The 17147-nt window shown below is 55.2% G+C and carries 19 protein-coding genes; 5 read left to right on the top strand and 14 right to left on the bottom strand.

Annotated features, from left to right (window positions below; all coding sequences use genetic code 11):
- Window positions 1-4 precede the first annotated feature (4 nt).
- The 3 genes from BM427_RS19615 (at window position 5) to BM427_RS19605 (ending at window position 3081) form a co-directional block, all read left to right on the top strand.
- Window positions 5-1366 carry a 6-phospho-alpha-glucosidase gene (locus BM427_RS19615; protein ID WP_090124571.1) on the top strand — a complete coding sequence of 454 codons (1362 nt, stop codon included), beginning with the start codon at window positions 5-7 and terminating at the stop codon, window positions 1364-1366.
- Window positions 1367-1464: 98 nt separating this feature from the next.
- On the top strand, window positions 1465-2307 hold the full coding sequence (gene sseA / locus BM427_RS19610; protein WP_090124568.1) for a 3-mercaptopyruvate sulfurtransferase: 843 nt from the start codon (window positions 1465-1467) through the stop codon (window positions 2305-2307).
- Window positions 2308-3081 carry a MurR/RpiR family transcriptional regulator gene (locus BM427_RS19605; protein ID WP_090124565.1) on the top strand — a complete coding sequence of 258 codons (774 nt, stop codon included), beginning with the start codon at window positions 2308-2310 and terminating at the stop codon, window positions 3079-3081.
- A 30-nt stretch (window positions 3082-3111) separates the two neighbouring features.
- Here BM427_RS19605 and sseB read toward each other — a convergent pair whose 3' ends face one another.
- The 11 genes from sseB to trmJ form a co-directional block, all read right to left on the bottom strand.
- Window positions 3112-3888: an enhanced serine sensitivity protein SseB gene (gene sseB / locus BM427_RS19600; RefSeq protein WP_090124562.1), complete on the bottom strand. Its 777-nt coding sequence runs from the start codon at window positions 3886-3888 to the stop codon at window positions 3112-3114.
- Window positions 3889-4001: 113 nt separating this feature from the next.
- Window positions 4002-5288: an aminopeptidase PepB gene (gene pepB, locus BM427_RS19595; protein ID WP_090124559.1), complete on the bottom strand. Its 1287-nt coding sequence runs from the start codon at window positions 5286-5288 to the stop codon at window positions 4002-4004.
- Window positions 5289-5386: 98 nt separating this feature from the next.
- Window positions 5387-5587, bottom strand: a complete 201-nt coding sequence (iscX, locus tag BM427_RS19590; protein WP_090124556.1) for a Fe-S cluster assembly protein IscX — start codon at window positions 5585-5587, stop codon at window positions 5387-5389.
- Between the two features lies 1 nt (window position 5588).
- Entirely contained in the window at window positions 5589-5924 is a 336-nt protein-coding gene (gene fdx, locus BM427_RS19585) for an ISC system 2Fe-2S type ferredoxin (RefSeq protein ID WP_007370808.1), read from the bottom strand.
- Between the two features lies 1 nt (window position 5925).
- On the bottom strand, window positions 5926-7776 hold the full coding sequence (hscA, locus tag BM427_RS19580) for a Fe-S protein assembly chaperone HscA (protein WP_090124553.1): 1851 nt from the start codon (window positions 7774-7776) through the stop codon (window positions 5926-5928).
- An 18-nt stretch (window positions 7777-7794) separates the two neighbouring features.
- Entirely contained in the window at window positions 7795-8310 is a 516-nt protein-coding gene (gene hscB, locus BM427_RS19575) for a co-chaperone HscB (protein ID WP_090124550.1), read from the bottom strand.
- A 71-nt stretch (window positions 8311-8381) separates the two neighbouring features.
- Complete coding sequence (gene iscA / locus BM427_RS19570; RefSeq protein ID WP_007370805.1) at window positions 8382-8705, bottom strand: iron-sulfur cluster assembly protein IscA; 324 nt, start codon at window positions 8703-8705, stop codon at window positions 8382-8384.
- 17 nt (window positions 8706-8722) lie between these two features.
- On the bottom strand, window positions 8723-9109 hold the full coding sequence (iscU, locus tag BM427_RS19565) for a Fe-S cluster assembly scaffold IscU (protein WP_007370804.1): 387 nt from the start codon (window positions 9107-9109) through the stop codon (window positions 8723-8725).
- A gap of 30 nt (window positions 9110-9139) precedes the next feature.
- On the bottom strand, window positions 9140-10354 hold the full coding sequence (gene iscS / locus BM427_RS19560; protein WP_090124547.1) for a cysteine desulfurase: 1215 nt from the start codon (window positions 10352-10354) through the stop codon (window positions 9140-9142).
- A 118-nt stretch (window positions 10355-10472) separates the two neighbouring features.
- Complete coding sequence (gene iscR, locus BM427_RS19555; protein ID WP_007370802.1) at window positions 10473-10964, bottom strand: Fe-S cluster assembly transcriptional regulator IscR; 492 nt, start codon at window positions 10962-10964, stop codon at window positions 10473-10475.
- Between the two features lie 222 nt (window positions 10965-11186).
- A complete protein-coding gene (trmJ, locus tag BM427_RS19550; RefSeq protein ID WP_090124544.1) occupies window positions 11187-11915 on the bottom strand; it encodes a tRNA (cytosine(32)/uridine(32)-2'-O)-methyltransferase TrmJ in 729 nt (242 codons plus the stop codon).
- A gap of 118 nt (window positions 11916-12033) precedes the next feature.
- Between trmJ and suhB the strand changes: the two genes are divergently transcribed.
- Window positions 12034-12837, top strand: a complete 804-nt coding sequence (suhB, locus tag BM427_RS19545; protein ID WP_090124541.1) for an inositol-1-monophosphatase — start codon at window positions 12034-12036, stop codon at window positions 12835-12837.
- Window positions 12838-12949: 112 nt separating this feature from the next.
- Here suhB and BM427_RS19540 read toward each other — a convergent pair whose 3' ends face one another.
- Together BM427_RS19540 and BM427_RS19535 are read right to left on the bottom strand one after the other, a co-directional pair.
- Window positions 12950-13930, bottom strand: a complete 981-nt coding sequence (locus BM427_RS19540; protein ID WP_090124538.1) for a nickel/cobalt transporter — start codon at window positions 13928-13930, stop codon at window positions 12950-12952.
- Window positions 13921-14559, bottom strand: coding sequence for a DUF1007 family protein (locus BM427_RS19535; protein ID WP_090124535.1), 639 nt, complete (start codon window positions 14557-14559; stop codon window positions 13921-13923). The genes BM427_RS19540 and BM427_RS19535 overlap by 10 nt, the downstream gene beginning before the upstream one ends.
- A 124-nt stretch (window positions 14560-14683) precedes the next feature.
- Here BM427_RS19535 and csiE point away from each other — a divergent pair, with 124 nt between their 5' ends.
- Window positions 14684-15961, top strand: coding sequence for a stationary phase inducible protein CsiE (gene csiE, locus BM427_RS19530; protein ID WP_090124532.1), 1278 nt, complete (start codon window positions 14684-14686; stop codon window positions 15959-15961).
- Here csiE and BM427_RS19525 read toward each other — a convergent pair.
- Window positions 15958-17109: a 3-phenylpropionate MFS transporter gene (locus BM427_RS19525; RefSeq protein ID WP_090124529.1), complete on the bottom strand. Its 1152-nt coding sequence runs from the start codon at window positions 17107-17109 to the stop codon at window positions 15958-15960. The two genes, csiE and BM427_RS19525, sit on opposite strands and share 4 nt — an antisense overlap.
- Window positions 17110-17147: the final 38 nt, after the last annotated feature.

Below are 17147 nucleotides of genomic sequence, written 5' to 3'. Positions count from 1 at the left end.
AGAAATGGTTAAACCCCCGTTTATTTTATCCATCGCCGGTGGTGGCAGTACTTATACCCCGGGCATCGTGAAAAGCCTGATGGTTCGGCTGGAAGCATTCCCGCTGGCGGAAATCCGTCTCTACGACATTGATGAAGCGCGGCAAAACACCATTGCGCCAGTGGTGGAAAAAGTGATCCGCGACCACAGCCAGTACATCAAATTTACCGTAACGAATGATGCGGAAACGGCATTCAGCGGCGCGCATTTCGTCTTTGCCCAGATGCGTGTTGGTCAGTACAAGATGCGTGAACAGGATGAGAAGATCCCGCTGCGCCATGGGGTGGTCGGCCAGGAAACCTGCGGTCCCGGCGGACTGGCCTATGGTCTGCGCACCATTCTGCCGATGGTCGAGCTTATCGATCAGGTCACGCGCTACGCGGATGAGAAAGCCTGGATCATCAATTACTCTAACCCCGCGGCGATTGTCGCTGAAGGAGTGCGGCGGCTGCGTCCGCAGGCACGGGTGCTGAATATTTGCGATATGCCGGTCGCAGCGATGCGCAATATGGGCGCGATCCTCGGCGTCGACAGGCACAAGCTGGAGGTCGATTATTTTGGCCTGAATCACTTCGGCTGGTTTACGCAGGTGCGCGTGGAGGGTGAAGATCGCCTGCCGGAATTGCGCGAACACGTTGCCCGCTTTGGCCTGCTGACCGAAGACGCCGCACAAACAGATCCGCAGCACGCCGATCCGTCTTGGGTGAAAACCTGGCGTAATATCAAACCGATTATGGATCACTTCCCCGAGTATCTGCCGAACCCGTATTTGCAGTACTACTTGATGCCAAACGAGATCGTCGCACACCAGGATCCTGACTACACGCGCGCCAATGAAGTGATGAACGGACGCGAAAAAAAACTGTTTGCCGCCGCGCAGGAGTATCACTGCAGCGGAGTGCTGCCTGATGCGTTTCATGTTGGCGTCCACGGCGCGTTTATCGTTGATGTGGCCTGCTCACTGGCGTTTGATCTTCGCCAACGCCACCTGGTGATTGTGGAAAATAAAGGGGCTATTGCCAACCTGCCGTACGATGCAATGGTGGAAGTTCCGGCTTACATCACTGCCGCCGGGCCGGAACCGGTACGCATGGGTGCGGTGCCGCTATTCCACCAGACGCTGTTAATGCAGCAACTGGCCTCGGAACAACTGCTGGTTGAAGCCACTATTGAAGGCAGCTACGAAAAGGCGCTCCAGGCGTTTACCCTTAACCGCACAGTGCCGACCATGCAGCATGCCAAAGCAATTCTTGATGAGATGATTGAGGCGAACCGCGACTACTGGCCTGCGTTGCAAAAAGCGTGGGAAAACGGTAAAGCGGTATAAAAATACCGAGTTGGCTCGCGGGTTTAACGAAGGTGGCTTGTCGGGTGATGAAAAAACGTTAACAATTCAGAGTAATTATTGATGACACGGAGAGCCCCATGTCCACTTCATTTTTTGTCGCGGCCGACTGGCTGATAGAGCATAGTGATGATCCTGAAATCCAGTTGATCGACGCCCGCATGGCACCAGTGGGTCAGGAACATCGCGATATGCGCGCGGAGTACCGTGACGGGCATCTTCCCGGCGCGGTTTTTTTTGATATTGAAGCCCTTTCCGACCACAGCACGTCCTTACCACACATGCTGACGCGGCCGGAAGCGTTCGCCGTAGCGATGCGCGAACTGGGCATCAGCCAGGATAAACACCTGGTGGTGTATGACGAAGGCACACTGTTCTCCGCGCCGCGCGCATGGTGGATGCTACTCAATTACGGCGTGGAAAATGTCTCGATTCTCGCTGGCGGTCTGGCCGGCTGGCAGCGCGATGCCCTGCCGTTGCAGAAAGGCGAGGTGCCTCTGCCGGAATCCGACTTTAACGCCAACTTCGATCCCTCCGTGGTGAAAAAGCTGACCGATGTGCTGCTGGCAAGCCACGAAGGCACCGCGCAGATTGTCGATGCGCGCCCTGCCCCGCGTTTTTCCGGCGAAGTCGATGAACCACGTCCGGGCCTGAAGCGCGGGCATATTCCCGGCGCACTGAATGTGCCGTGGATTGATCTGGTGGTCGATGGCGAACTGAGAACCACCGACGAATTGGCCGCCATTTTCCGCCGCCAGGGCGTTGACCTGAACCAGCCGATCATTGCCAGTTGCGGCTCCGGCGTCACAGCATCCGTGGTGATCCTCGCGCTTGCAACGCTGGGCGCGAATAACGTGACGCTGTATGACGGATCCTGGAGCGAATGGGGCGCGCGCGACGATTTGCCCGTCGAACCCGCCTGAATGGACAACCGGCTTGCACCCTTGCTGACGCGCGGGGCATCACTGACCCGCGCGGAATATCGAGTGCTTGCCCACCTGACGGAACATCCGCTGCTGGTGGGGAATATAACCGTGCGCCAGTTGGCACAGGCGACTTACGTTTCTACCGCCACTATTATCCGGCTCTGTCAGAAACTGGGCTTTAGCGGCTACAGTGAATTTATCTGGCACTGCAAACAGCTTTTGTTGGACACACCGCATATTGCTCAGCAACACCGTGAAGGGCATGACGAGCTACCGGCGTTGTTCCCGCAATTTATGGCCAATTACCAGCGAACCTTTCAGTGGGTGACGGAAGAGAAGCGTCACCGGTTCGCTGCTCTGCTGCGCGAGCGGGAAAGTTTTTTTCTCTATGGCGCGGGGTTCTCTTATCTCTTCGCCGAGTATTTAACCAAGAAGTTGCAGGTGCTGGGCAAGACGGCTTTTATCTCCGGGCCTGGCGACAGCCGCAATATCTTCCTCAGTAATGCCGCGCGTTATCAGGTGTTTATTGCAGTGTCGCGCAGTGGCGAAACCGAACAGGTGCTGGATAAAGCGCGGATTGCGCACACGGTTGGTATGACAGTTGTCGCCTTTACTCGCGCGTCAGCAAACACGCTGGCGGAACTGGCGGATGTGCATTTTGCGCTGCATGACGAAGCGATACACTTTGCTGCCGAAGCGGCGGGCATTACGTCGTTTGAGTCAAATCTTGTGCTGTTGATGGATCTGTTGCTGCTGGAAGCGACGCAGTGAACAAGCGGTACGAAATGTACCGCTTGTTCATCAGATAATGCGGTTGTTTTTGAAATCACGCAGGAAGCTGCCCCAGCGACGTTCATAGAACGGCGTAATATGCGCCAGCATAAAATGGCTGATGCCTTTTTCGCCCTCCACCACCTGGCAAATATCGATCGGTTCGTCCCCTGGAAGCGTATCTGTCGCGACGCTGCCTGCTGCATGGATTATCTCTTCGATGTCCCCTTCTGCTTCTATGCCAATCAGCAGGTTAGGTTGTTCGTCAGCCTTCTCTTTAATCGAGCAGAGAAATGCGCGTTTAACGGTGCCGATGCTTTTAAACAGTGTGGTCAGTGAATCGACCATTTGCGCAGGTGGTTCAGCCACTTCGGAAAGTAGCAACGCCGTACCACCGTCCAGCACTTCCTGCTGGCTGAGAGGACTACTTTCTGTGCCCACTAAATGGCTTAATTCGCGCGGAGTGAACTCTTTGCCCGTGGGTAATTTGGCGTTGAGGAATAGTGTTTCTCCCAGCGTCATTTCAAACAGCGTACGTGCAGGCATGACCACAAATGCCTGTTCTTCGCTAACAGCCTGCTGTAAGGCTTCCAGCGAAGTAAAGAATGGAATGACCGAGTTACCGTCATCTTTTTCCCAGTGCTGCAAATCCAGCGCACTATCTTCGATAATCGCTTCACCTTCCGCCGCAGATCCTGGCACCCAGACGGTGGATTCCAGAAGCGTACGGAAAAAAGCAGGGCGGAAAGCTGGCTCGGTCGCTGCCTGCTCCAGCAAGGTTTCTAATTCGTTTTTGCTTTCGGACATAGGTTCTCTGATTCACTTCAATGCCGGATGGTGCTTCGCTTATCCGGCCAGCAAAATGCACGGACTATTTAGGCCGGATAAGGCAAAGCCGCTATCCGGCACAACCATGACGCTTACCCAGCGGTCAACAAATTCGCGACGGTGCGCACGCCAAGCCCGGTCGCCCCGGCCGCCCACTGTTCCACTGCCGTTTTGCGGTAGGTGGCGGAGCAGTCGATATGCAGCCAGCCCTGCTGGTAGTTTTCAACAAAGTGCGACAGGAACCCGGCAGCTGTACTTGCCCCGGCAGGGAAAGAGCCGCCAGCAGTGTTGTTCAACTCTGCAAAGTTGGACGGCAGCTGATTGCGGTGGAACTCGGCCAGCGGCAGACGCCAGAACGGTTCATTTTCCGCCGTTGCACTGTTAAGCAGGCGACCAGCCAGCACATCGTCAAAGCTGAACAGCGCGTGGTAATCGTTACCCAGCGCGGTTTTCGCCGCGCCAGTCAGCGTTGCAGCATCAATGATAAACTGCGGTTTTTGCGCAGACGCATCAATCAGGCCATCCGCCAGCACGAGACGCCCTTCAGCATCGGTATTCATGATCTCTACGGTTTTGCCGTTGCGATAATGAATAATATCGCCCAGTTTAAAGGCGTTACCGCTGATCAGGTTGTCGGCGCAGCAGAGATACAGTTTTACGCGTTTATTCAACCCGCGGGTGATAGCAAACGCCAGCGCGCCGGTCACCAGCGCCGCACCGCCCATATCGGACTTCATTGAATCCATTGATGAGGTTGGTTTGATACTGTAACCGCCGGAGTCAAAGGTGATGCCTTTTCCCACCAGCGCGGCATACACCGGCGCATCGGGGTTGCCCGTCGGGTTATAATCCAGCGCCAGCAATACCGGCTGGCGCTCAGAACCACGGCCAACGGTGTGCAGGCCAAGGTAGTTCTGTTCGCGCAGATCTTCGCCTTTGGTGATGCGGTAAGAGACGCTTTCACCTCCCACACTGTGCAGCAGATCGACCGCGCGCTGCGCCAGTTGTTCCGGCCCTAATTCTTCCGCCGGTGCGTTGATGATGTCGCGTACCCAGTCGATGGTTTGCAGGCGACTATCCAGCTCTTTTTGTCCGGCATCGTCCAGCTGCGCCCACTCCACCTTACGCGTGCCTTTCGGCCCTTTGTAACCGGCCCAGAATGCCCAGCTACGATCCGCGTCCCAGCCTTCGCCGCTCAGCGCAACGTGTTTAATGCCCAGACCGTCGATTTTGCGCGCGGCACGCTGAATCAAACCTAAATCGTCTTTTCCGTTCAGATGCAGAGCGATGCCGTCGTTATTGATACTCCATGAGGCTTTTTCACCCCAACGCGCATCCGCGCTTTGCGTGGTGAGTGTCACTTTCATAGCTTCTGTCATTATATTTATCCTTATCGGCAGACACCGGATGGCAACGTTGCCTTTTCCGGCCTACATATGCATGAAAACGGGCCGCCCGAAGGCAGCCCGTGAGATGATTATGATGCTTCGTCTAACCAGACTAGCAGAATCGCTTCGAGAATTTTTTCATTCGATGCGTTCGGATCGTCGTCGAACTCTTCTAGCTCGCAGATCCATTGATGCATATCGGTGAAACGTACGGTTTTCGGGTCCACATCCGGGCGGCTATCGTACAGCACCTCACCGATTTCGCGGCTGTCGGTCCATTTCAGTCCCATATCAGTGCTCCCGCGCGTGGTTAATGGTGTAACGCGGGATCTCAACCACCAGATCTTCATCAGTAACGCGCGCCTGGCAGCTTAAACGGCTATCCGGCTCCAGACCCCAGGCTTTATCCAGCATGTCGTCTTCGTCTTCGCTGCTTTCCGGCAAAGAGTCAAACCCTTCACGCACGAGGCAGTGGCAGGTGGTGCAAGCACATGATTTTTCACAGGCGTGCTCAATCTCAATACCACCGCGCAGGGCAACATCAAGAATGGTTTCACCGCTCTTTGCTTCCAGAACTGCGCCATCCGGACAGAGATCCTGATGAGGCAGAAAAACAATTTTAGGCATATTAAACCTCGTCGACGGAATGGCCTTTCAGCGCAGTACGCACGGACTGATCCATACGGCGAGCGGCGAATTCCTGGGTTTGTTTATCTACGTTTTTAATGGCTTGTTCTATCGCGTCGGTATCATCGCCGTCGGCAACGCTGCGCAATTGCGCAACCGCCTCGTCGATAACCTCGCGCTCTGCGGCACTTAACAGCGCGGCATCAGCGGCGAGCGCGCCGGTCAAACTTTCCAGTACGCGCGCAGCTTCCACTTTCTGCTCCGCCAGCATGCGCGCTTTCACGTCCTGCTCGGCGAAACTCATGGAGTCTTTAATCATATTGGCGATTTCGCCGTCGGTCAGACCGTAGGACGGTTTCACCTGAATGGACGCCTCCACGCCGGTGGATTTCTCCATCGCCGTGACGCTCAGCAGGCCGTCAGCATCCACCTGGAAGGTGACACGAATATGCGCCCCACCCGCTGGTAACGCCGGAATGCCGCGCAGGGCAAAACGTGCCAGCGAACGGCAATCTGCCACCAGTTCCCGTTCACCCTGCATCACATGGATAGACATTGCGGTCTGGCCATCTTTAAAGGTCGTGAACTCTTGGGCGCGAGCCACCGGAATTGTGGTGTTGCGCGGAATAACTTTTTCCACCAGTCCACCCATGGTTTCCAGCCCCAGCGACAGCGGGATAACATCGAGCAGCAGCATTTCGCTGTCCGGCTTATTGCCGACCAGGATATCCGCCTGGATCGCAGCGCCAATCGCCACCACTTTATCCGGGTCGATGGAAGTCAGTGGCGTGCGGCCGAAAAATTCCCCGACGCACTCACGCACTAGCGGTACGCGGGTGGAACCCCCCACCATCACCACTTCCAGCACATCGTGTGCTTCCACATTCGCATCTTTCAGTGCGCGACGACAGGAGAGCAGCGTGCGTTTGACAAGCGTTGAGATCATTTCTTCAAACTGTGCGCGAGTTACCACGCCCTGCCAGCCAGCGACATCAACTGTTATGCTGTCGGCATCGCTCAGCGAAATCTTGGCGGCAATCGCCGCATCCAAAAGTTCCCGTTGCTGACGCGCATCGCTGCGATCGGTAATGCCCGCCTGTTCGCTAATGTAATCTGCCAGCAGGTGGTCAAAATCGTCGCCGCCGAGCGCAGAATCGCCGCCAGTCGCCAGCACTTCGAACACGCCGCGGCTCAGACGCAGAATGGAGATATCGAAAGTACCGCCGCCAAGATCGTACACGGCGATAACACCTTCTTTACCGGAATCCAGACCGTAGGCAATCGCAGCCGCAGTCGGCTCATTGAGCAGACGCAGCACATGCAACCCGGCTAAACGCGCAGCATCTTTGGTTCCCTGACGCTGCGCATCATCGAAATAGGCCGGGACGGTAATCACCACGCCATCCAGCTCGCCGGAGAGCGTATCCTGCGCGCGGGCAGCCAGCGTTTTCAGGATATCGGCAGAGACGCGAATCGGATTGACCACACCACCGCGCGTCACAATCATCGGCAGGCCGTTTTCGCTTGCCTGGAATTTCCACGGCAGATGCGGGTAACGCGCCTGAATATCCGCCAGACTGCGGCCCATCAGACGTTTTACGGAGCTGATGGTATTGACCGAATCCAGCGCCGCATTGGCGCGCGCATCGTAACCGACAATGTGGCTGTCAGTCTGGTAGTTGACCACTGAAGGGAGTAAATGGCGCCCGGCACTGTCGGCCAGCGTTTCCGCCTGGCCGCTACGCACGGTGGCAACCAGCGAATTGGTGGTGCCGAGATCGATGCCCGCCGCCAGACGACGCTGATGCGGCGCGACGCTCAGACCCGGCTCACTGATTTGTAATAAGGCCATTATGTGCTTCCAAAAAAATTAAAAACCGAGCAGTTTTTCTTCGAGTTGTTCTGTTGCGCTGCGCAGTTTATCGAGAAAACGCAGTTTACGCACGGTATCCGCCGCGACGTCCCACGCCTGATTGTCGAGTTGTTCCACCATCTGCTGGTGGCGGGTGTCGTACATCCCTTTTACTTGCTTTTGGAACGTCTCCAGCCGGGCGTTATCTTCCGCACGCGCGATCTCATCCAGCTCTTCGCGCAGCTCAAGCTGCTCCATTAAAAAGGCAGTGTCGCGAACGGTGTGCTGTTCAGAGGCTAAATCAAAACCATGCAGCGACAACAGATATTCCGCGCGTGAGAGGGGATTACGCAGGGTTTGCCACGCCTGATTAATGGTAGCGGATTGCTGTACCGCAGCCAGTTGTTCCGCCTGCGGGCGGCTAGCAAAGCGATCGGGGTGGAACTGCCGTTGCAGATCCTGGAAACGTGTCGCCAGCGCCTGAACGTCAAGCGGGTATTGGGCCGGCAACCCAAAGAGGGTGAAGTAATCCATAACAATTCCGGGTGTGCAATCGAAGCAAACCCCACGCGCAGCATGCTGCGGTGGGGTCAATGGGTAGACGATCAGACGTTGAAGCTTTCGCCGCAACCGCACTCGTCTTTGACGTTAGGGTTAGTGAATTTAAACCCTTCGTTCAGGCCTTCTTTGACAAAGTCCAGTTGAGTGCCGTCGAGGAATTGCAGGCTTTTGCCGTCAACCACTACCTTCACGCCTTTGTCTTCGAACACCGTATCTTCTTCAGTCGGTGCGTCAACAAACTCCAGCACGTAGGCCATACCAGAACAACCGGAGGTTCTGACCCCCAGACGCAGACCAAACCCTTTGCCACGGTTGGCCAGGAAGGTATTTACTCGCGCGGCAGCACTGTCGCTCAGGCTAATGGACATGACAACAACCTCCTGCCTTATTTCGCTTCTTGTTTGCTTTTGTAGTCCGCAATCGCGGCTTTGATCGCATCTTCCGCCAGGATAGAGCAGTGGATTTTCACCGGCGGCAGCTCCAGCTCTTCAGCGATATCGGTGTTTTTGATCGCTTGCGCTTCGTCCAGAGACTTGCCTTTCACCCATTCGGTTACCAGCGAGCTGGAAGCGATCGCCGAGCCGCAACCGTAGGTTTTGAAACGCGCGTCTTCGATAATGCCTTTATCGTTGACTTTGATTTGCAGCTTCATGACATCGCCGCATGCTGGCGCGCCAACCATGCCGCTACCGACGCTGTCATCTCCGTTGTCAAACGAGCCAACGTTGCGCGGATTTTCGTAGTGATCGATTACTTTTTCGCTATAAGCCATGATTAAATTCTCCTGTTTCCACAACCGTTATTAGTGATGAGCCCATTCGATGGAGTTAATATCCACGCCCTGTTTGAACATTTCCCACAGCGGAGAGAGTTCGCGCAGACGGCCGATGGATTTACGCACCAGTTCGATGGTGTAGTCGATCTCTTCAACGGTGGTAAAGCGACCTAAAGAGAAACGGATGGAGCTGTGTGCCAGCTCATCGCTCATACCCAGTGCACGCAGCACGTAGGACGGTTCCAGACTTGCGGAAGTACAGGCAGAACCGGAAGAAACAGCCAGATCTTTCAGCGCCATGATCAGCGACTCGCCTTCAACGTAGTTAAAGCTGACGTTGAGGATGTTCGGTGCGCCGTGCTCAAGATCGCCGTTCAAATAAACTTCTTCGATATCGTTGATACCGTTCCACAGACGGCTACGCAGACCGCGCAGACGCTCCATTTCGCTCGCCATTTCTTCTTTGGCAATACGGTATGCTTCGCCCATGCCGACGATCTGGTGAACAGGCAAGGTACCGGAACGCATACCGCGCTCGTGACCGCCGCCGTGCATCTGCGCTTCAATACGGATACGCGGCTTACGGCGTACGTAGAGGGCGCCAATGCCTTTTGGCCCATAGATTTTATGAGCCGAGAAAGACATCAGATCTACTTTCAGCTGACTTAAGTCGATCGGCAGTTTGCCGACGCTCTGAGTAGCATCAACATGATATACGATGCCGCGAGCACGGCACATTTCGCCAATGGTTGCGATATCTTGCACCACGCCGATTTCGTTGTTCACGTGCATGATGGAGACGAGGATGGTGTCGTCACGCATCGCCGCTTCCAGCTCTTTCAGATCGATAATGCCGTTGCGCTGCGGGGCGAGGTAAGTCACTTCAAACCCTTCGCGCTCAAGCTGGCGACAGGTGTCCAGCACGGCTTTGTGTTCGGTTTTACTGGTGATAATGTGCTTGCCTTTTTTCTGATAAAAGTTGGCAGCACCTTTGATCGCCAGGTTATCGGATTCGGTCGCGCCGGAGGTGAAGACGATTTCGCGCGGGTCAGCACCCACCAGTTCAGCGATCTGGTTACGGGCAATATCTACCGCTTCTTCAGCTTGCCAGCCAAAACGGTGTGAACGGGAAGCTGGGTTACCAAAAGTCCCGTCCAGAGTGAGAAACTGCATCATTTTCTCGGCAACACGCGGATCCACCGGCGTAGTTGCGGAGTAATCGAGATAGATCGGTAATTTCATTGCTCTTTAAACTCCGTACATCGCTCTAATGCAAGGAATCAGGCAACCGGCTGGATGTACGACCGTGTTAACGGGGCACATGCGATGTGCCCCGGCCCAATTCTGAATACTGTTTTTATTATGCGCGCAGTTTAACGTCGATAGCATCTTGTGCGCGGGTGGTGCGATGGGATTCGGTGCTGTGCTGACGATCGGACACATCGAGAATTTCCTGGTTATTGACCAGCTCTCCCAGTGTGATGTTGTTGAGGAAACCGGTCAGACGGTCACTCAGATCGCGCCACAGCGCATGGGTCAGACACTTATCGCCACCCTGGCAGCCGCTTTTACCCTGGCAACGGGTTGCGTCTACCGATTCGTCAACGGCGCTGATCACTTCGCCCACGGCGATGCTGCTCGCATCTTTGCCCAGCAAATAACCACCGCCAGGACCACGCACACTGGCCACCAGGCCATTTTTGCGCAGACGGGAGAAAAGCTGTTCCAGGTAGGACAGGGAAATTCCCTGACGCTCAGAAATATCAGCCAACGGAACCGGGCCCGCTTCGGAGTTGAGTGCAACGTCCAGCATTGCGGTCACGGCATAACGCCCTTTCGATGTCAGTCTCATGTCTTACAAGCCTCAAACTCGCCCCTGCCCGGGGAATATTATTTAATATGTTAATGTCGCATAGCGGTTGCAAGTCTGACATTCCCGACTAATTTGGTCAACTATTTAGTTGACTAAATTAGTCAGGTATTTGGCTTTTCGTGCTCAACCTAAATGCCGGATGGCGCATTGCCCTGTCCGGCCTACGGGCGCGGGGCTTGTCGAGTGATGAGCGCAGGAAAATCACACTTTATGCTGCTGCTCAATGGAGGCCAGAATACCGCGCAGGATGTTCAATTCCTGGCTTTCCGGACGCGCACGGGTGAACAGACGGCGCAGCTTGTTCATTACCTGGCCCGGGTGGTTTTCGCGGATAAAACCGGTCGCCAGCAACGTCTTTTCCAGATGCTCGTAAAAGCGCTCAAGATCGTCGACCAGCGGATACGGCGTCTCTTCATGTTCAGCGGAAGATTCACTCTCCTGCGTCGCCAGCCAGGCCATACGCACTTCATAAGCGATAACCTGCACCGCCATCGCCAGGTTCAGCGAGCTGTATTCCGGGTTAGCGGCAATCGCCACGTGATAATGGCACTTTTGCAGCTCTTCATTCGTCAGACCGACACGCTCGCGACCGAACACCAGCGCCACTGGCGCGTGTTCTGCTTCAGCGACGCCTTTCAACCCGCATTCGCGCGGATCGAGCATCGGCCACGGCAGTGTACGTGAGCGCGCGCTGGTACCAACGACCAGGCTACAGCCAGCCAGTGCTTCATCAAGCGTATCGACAATCTGCGCACTGCCGATAACATCGCTGGCACCTGCCGCCAGCGCGATGGCCTGTGAATCCGGTTTAACCAGCGGGTTAACCAGCCACAGATTCGTCAACCCCATAGTTTTCATTGCACGGGCAACAGAGCCCATGTTGCCCGTGTGGGAGGTTTCCACCAGTACGATTCGAATATTTTGCAGCATAGATTTTCAACGGCTAAAGAATATTCGTGCATATTATCATAAACCGAAGACACATTCCGAATTGACTGCTATGATGTGCGCCGTTTTCCCGTTCTTTAACATCCAGTGAGAGAGACCGATGCATCCGATGCTGAACATCGCCGTGCGTGCTGCGCGCAAGGCGGGTAATTTAATTGCCAAAAACTACGAAACTCCCGACGCCGTAGAAACCAGCCAGAAAGGCAGCAATGATTTCGTGACCAACGTTGATAAAGCTGCTGAAGCAGTGATTATTGACACCATCCGCAAATCTTACCCGCAACACACCATTATCACCGAAGAGAGTGGCGAGCACGAAGGCACTGACCAGGATGTGCAATGGGTTATCGATCCACTGGATGGCACCACCAACTTCATCAAACGTCTGCCGCACTTCGCGGTGTCTATCGCCGTTCGTATTAAAGGCCGCACCGAAGTTGCGGTGGTTTACGATCCGATGCGTAACGAACTTTTCACTGCAACCCGTGGCCAGGGTGCACAGCTTAACGGCTACCGTCTGCGCGGCAGCAATGCACGCGATCTGGATGGCACCATTCTGGCGACCGGCTTCCCGTTCAAAGCAAAACAGCACGCAACAACCTACATTAACATTGTTGGCAAACTGTTTACCGAATGTGCAGACTTCCGCCGCACCGGTTCCGCTGCGCTGGATCTGGCCTATGTTGCTGCTGGACGCGTTGATGGTTTCTTTGAAATCGCGCTGAAACCGTGGGATTTCGCCGCGGGCGAGTTGCTGGTGCGTGAAGCGGGCGGTCTGGTCTGTGATTTCACCGGCGGCCACAACCACATGATGACCGGCAACATTGTTGCGGGTAACCCGCGTGTCGTAAAAGCCATGCTGGCCAACATGCGCGAAGAACTGAGTGATGCGCTGAAACGCTAAAATGCTTATTGCCCGATGGCGCTGCGCTTATCGGGCCTACAGCGTACATCCCCCGTCATGGTTCATGCATATCGCGTAAGCCGGATAAAGCGTAAGCCGCCATCCGGCACTATCAAAATGGCCGCAAACCGCCGCCCGGCGGTAACGCGCTGACCCACATCACCATCGACGCACTGATCAACAATACGCCTCCCGCCAATGCCAGCGTTGTCCAGCCCACCTGTCGCCATAATACCGGCGTCTGATGACCGCTGAGTTTTACCGCCAACTGACGAAAACCATGTACCAGCAGCGCCAGCGCACTGATGGTCAGTGACGTGCCCGCCGCCATCACCAACGCTGACGCCACGCCCCAGGCAAAAACACCAATCACTTTGCTGAACAGCAACACCATGATTGCACCGGAGCATGGGCGCATCCCCATGGATAATACAATCATCAACCTGGCTCGCCAGTCTTCACCACTTTGCAGTTGCGAAGAAGTCGGCAAATGCTGATGCCCGCAGCCACAGCCGTCGTGATGCATATGATGCGGCGTAAATGTGCGAAACACCGGTTTTTGCCGCAGAGCAAACAACTTTTTTAGCGCTCGCCAGCACAACATCAGCCCCAGCACGCCAACCACCAGGTAACTGCCCTTTTCCAGCCAGTAACCGCTTAAATGCAGTTGCCGCGCGGGTAACGCCAGGATGTTCAGTACCACCACCACTAACGTAACCGCCACCAGCCCCTGCAATAGCGAGGAAGCCAGCGTCAGCAGAATGCCGGAACGTAATTTAGAGGGATGTGTGGCAAGCCAGGTAGCGATAACTACTTTACCGTGTCCGGGACCCAGCGCATGCAATACGCCATAGACAAAGCTGAACAACAGTAGTGAACCGCCTGCTTTGGTCGGGTTTTCCACTACCGCTTTCAGCAATGCGCTCATTTGCATATTCACATTGCGCTGCCAGAGCACGCTTTTGATCATCACCTGCGGCCACGCCTGCCAAAGCCAGAAACCGGCAATGAGTGCACACAATATAAACAGCAGCAGCGGCCACCATGCCAGCAGGCGGAGGGAACGGGGACGAACACCGGTTATCACTGACATGAGAGGGTCACCGTCTGCGCAAATTGTTTGCCTAATTCCATGTCTTCCTCCGGCGCATCGGCTTTGTCCAGCGACTGTGCATAATTCAGCACTTCTTCGCCGGGTTTAGGAGTATGAACGGCCAGCTTACAGGATTTCTGCAACTCTGTGGGCAGTGCCGCATCGCTCGTTTTGTCGTAACTCATATCGACAAAATAGGTGGGATCAAACGTAGAAAAAGTATATTGCTGGCCGCTAAGCGGCTGCGGCTCGGCGAGAGGCAGGATAAATGTCAGCACCGCCTGATGCCCTTCGCGCTCCATACCATATTCCGTCGGACGGTTGAGGAATTTTACTTTCTGCCCGTTGTGCCAGACCTCAGTAAAATAGTGCTGACCAAGCACATTAGCCATCACTTCCGCCGCCAGTTTTTTCCACACTTCATCACCCGGCTGCGCATTGCCCGCATCATAAAGCAGATCCGCCGAGGTGATCTCATCCATCGTCCAGCGCATTTTCAGGCCGGAGAAGTGACCATTCTCTTCTAATACTTGTGTTTTCAAGTGGATAAAACTGTGCGGGTGCGCGCTTACCGTAAACGATAAAAGCGCGAGAAACACCCCCGTGACGCATTGTTTAACTGCTTGCATCTGTTCCTCACGTGAAAAATTCTGTGATGCTCCCCGGCAATCCTGAATGAAAGCGTCGCAGCTTCGCTATCGCAGAGCATACCTTTAACTACGCTTATCAAACACCCTAACTGGAATCTGACAGATGACTATTGTAATGACACCGCCATCTGCGCTCTCCAGTCAGCAGCGCCGCTACCAGGTGCTGTTGATGCTCGCCCTGCCGGGGCAAAGCGTCAGTCTGGAACATATCTGCGCCGTGAATGGCGTTGATGATGCCGCAGCCCGGCAGGATATTAATGAGACCAACCGTGAAATCCAGCGCTACCATCGGATCTCCATCGTGCGCCAGCACAACGGCAGCTACCGGATTGAAGGCGCCCCCCTTGACCAGCGCTTATGCCTGCTGCAATGGCTGCGTCGCGCGCTGCGGCTGTGTCCGCAATTTATCACGCAACAGTTTACCCCGTCGTTAAAAACGGCGCTTAAACAACAGTGCATTGCCCGAACTCTATATGACGATACCAATCTGCGCGCCTTAATTAGCCTCTGCGCCCGTCGTTTACAGCGCTCAATTGAGTGCCGGGATATGCAGTTTCTCTGCCTCTACTTGCAGTATTGTCTGTTGCAAAGCCATCACGGGCAGACGCCGGAATTTACCCCCGTGCAGCAAACCTGGGCGCAAATGCGTGCCGAATACCTGGTCGCACACGATATTGTGCGCCACTGGCAGCGCCGGGTAGCGGCGGTGCCGCAGGAAAATGAGCACCTGTTTCTGGCGCTACTCTTTATGCTGGTGCGTACGCCCGATCCGCTTCGCGACCAGCATCAGCAGGACCACCGTTTACAACAGGCGATCGCCCGAATGATTGCCCGCTTTCACCAGCTTGCCGGGTTACATTTTAGCGATGAGCAAGGCTTAACCACGCAGCTTTATATTCATCTGGCGCAGGCGTTGGATCGCTGTCTGTTTGGTATCGGCATTGATAACAACCTGCCGGAAGAGATCCATCGCCTCTATCCACGGCTGATTCGCACCACGCGTGAGGCATTACAGGAACTGGAAGATGAATACACACTGCACTTTAGTGATGAAGAAGCGGGACTGGTCGCGGTAATTTTCGGCGCCTGGCTGATGCAGGCAACCGATCTGCATGAGAAGCAGGTGGTATTGCTTACCGGCGATGACACGGCGTGCGAACAGCAGATTGAGCAGCAGCTACGCGAGTTAACATTGCTGCCGCTGACCATAAACTACCTGCCACTGGCAGAGTTTCGTAATGCAGGCGCACCAAAGGATGTGTCGTTAGTCATCACACCTTACACCACACCGCTGCCGCTCTTTTCCCCGCCGCTCATCCATGCTGTCGGGGCGCTGAGCTCACAGCAACAACAGCATATTCGCACCATGCTGGAAGGTTAATCGGCAACCGGTTGCTGGGCGGCGACTTTTGGTCGCAGGAACAGCGCCGGGATTGCCAGCAGCGACATTACAAAAAATAATCCCTGATGGAGGTATTCGAACAAGAAGCCGGCAAACATGGTCATCACGGCAATACTGCCGCCCATCGCCACGGCAGAATAGATCGCCTGCAAACGGATCACTTCGCTGCCCTTACGGGCGGAGATATAACGCATCCCGGCAAGATGGCAAACGGTAAAAGTTCCGCAGTGCAGGATTTGTGCGGCAATCAGCCACGGTAATTCAGTGGTCCAGCCCATCAAATTCCAGCGCACCAGGCCGCAGACGGCGGAAAGCAGCAACAGATCGCGGGCACTAAAGCGACGAAAAAGCCGGTTGCTGAGGGCGAAGATCACCACTTCGGCGACCACACCTAGCGACCAGAGGTAACCCACCGTCGAGGCAGAATAACCGGCTGATTGCCAGTAAATCGCACTGAAACCGTAGTAGGCAGCATGCGCCCCCTGCAACAACGACACACATGCCAGAAAACGCCAGTTTTGCACAAACAGCACACGCCAGGCTGCCCAGCCAACACCGCCCTGATGACGGCTTTCACCCTGCGGCAGAATGGATGGGCGCAGCAGCATCCCCAACAGCATTGAGGCACTGCCCAGCGTCAGCATCGCCAAAATCGCGCGATAATCATAGAGACTCACCAGTTTCCCGGTCAACGCCGAGCCAATCACAAAGGCAACAGACCCCCATAACCTGACCCTGCCATAATCCATCGGGAACTGTTTTTGCCAGGTGCCCGCCAGCGCGTCGGTGAGCGGCACTAACGGTGAGAAAAAGAGGTTGAAACCGACAATGATCACCGCCAGCCACGCAACATGACTACCCGCATAAAATGCAAACGCAAACAGCACTGTCGCCAGCGCAAGCACACGCAGTGCAGTGATTAAACGGGAAGGATCGCTCACGCGCGGAGCAATCAACAGGCTCCCCAGAAAACGAGCCACCAGTCCAGCACCAAGCAGCATGCCAATAATTTCAGGCGTCAGGCCTACACCTTTAAGCCAGACGCTCCAGAAGGGTAAGAAAATACCGTAGCTAAAAAAGTAGGTGAAGTAAGCGAGCGCCAGCCAGCGCGTAGACTGCAAGACCATGATTTCCTCCTGAATGGTGGCGATAGTCTGGAGGCAAA

Origin of the sequence: Kosakonia arachidis (assembly GCF_900116535.1) — a bacterium.
GTDB classification, from domain to species: domain Bacteria; phylum Pseudomonadota; class Gammaproteobacteria; order Enterobacterales; family Enterobacteriaceae; genus Kosakonia; species Kosakonia arachidis.
Note: the sequence above shows the minus strand (reverse complement) of the source record. Positions and strands in the feature narration are given on the sequence as shown.

Coding starts and splice junctions, on each gene's coding strand:
- iscX (WP_090124556.1), bottom strand. CDS start 5,587: ATGGGACTGAAATGGACCGACAGCCGCGAAATCGGTGAGGTGCTGTAC.
- iscS (WP_090124547.1), bottom strand. CDS start 10,354: ATGAAATTACCGATCTATCTCGATTACTCCGCAACTACGCCGGTGGAT.
- iscU (WP_007370804.1), bottom strand. CDS start 9,109: ATGGCTTATAGCGAAAAAGTAATCGATCACTACGAAAATCCGCGCAAC.
- fdx (WP_007370808.1), bottom strand. CDS start 5,924: ATGCCTAAAATTGTTTTTCTGCCTCATCAGGATCTCTGTCCGGATGGC.
- pepB (WP_090124559.1), bottom strand. CDS start 5,288: ATGACAGAAGCTATGAAAGTGACACTCACCACGCAAAGCGCGGATGCG.
- csiE (WP_090124532.1), top strand. CDS start 14,684: ATGACTATTGTAATGACACCGCCATCTGCGCTCTCCAGTCAGCAGCGC.
- BM427_RS19525 (WP_090124529.1), bottom strand. CDS start 17,109: ATGGTCTTGCAGTCTACGCGCTGGCTGGCGCTCGCTTACTTCACCTAC.
- BM427_RS19605 (WP_090124565.1), top strand. CDS start 2,308: ATGGACAACCGGCTTGCACCCTTGCTGACGCGCGGGGCATCACTGACC.
- iscA (WP_007370805.1), bottom strand. CDS start 8,705: ATGTCCATTAGCCTGAGCGACAGTGCTGCCGCGCGAGTAAATACCTTC.
- sseB (WP_090124562.1), bottom strand. CDS start 3,888: ATGTCCGAAAGCAAAAACGAATTAGAAACCTTGCTGGAGCAGGCAGCG.
- BM427_RS19540 (WP_090124538.1), bottom strand. CDS start 13,930: ATGTCAGTGATAACCGGTGTTCGTCCCCGTTCCCTCCGCCTGCTGGCA.
- hscA (WP_090124553.1), bottom strand. CDS start 7,776: ATGGCCTTATTACAAATCAGTGAGCCGGGTCTGAGCGTCGCGCCGCAT.
- iscR (WP_007370802.1), bottom strand. CDS start 10,964: ATGAGACTGACATCGAAAGGGCGTTATGCCGTGACCGCAATGCTGGAC.
- BM427_RS19615 (WP_090124571.1), top strand. CDS start 5: ATGGTTAAACCCCCGTTTATTTTATCCATCGCCGGTGGTGGCAGTACT.
- suhB (WP_090124541.1), top strand. CDS start 12,034: ATGCATCCGATGCTGAACATCGCCGTGCGTGCTGCGCGCAAGGCGGGT.
- hscB (WP_090124550.1), bottom strand. CDS start 8,310: ATGGATTACTTCACCCTCTTTGGGTTGCCGGCCCAATACCCGCTTGAC.
- BM427_RS19535 (WP_090124535.1), bottom strand. CDS start 14,559: ATGCAAGCAGTTAAACAATGCGTCACGGGGGTGTTTCTCGCGCTTTTA.
- sseA (WP_090124568.1), top strand. CDS start 1,465: ATGTCCACTTCATTTTTTGTCGCGGCCGACTGGCTGATAGAGCATAGT.
- trmJ (WP_090124544.1), bottom strand. CDS start 11,915: ATGCTGCAAAATATTCGAATCGTACTGGTGGAAACCTCCCACACGGGC.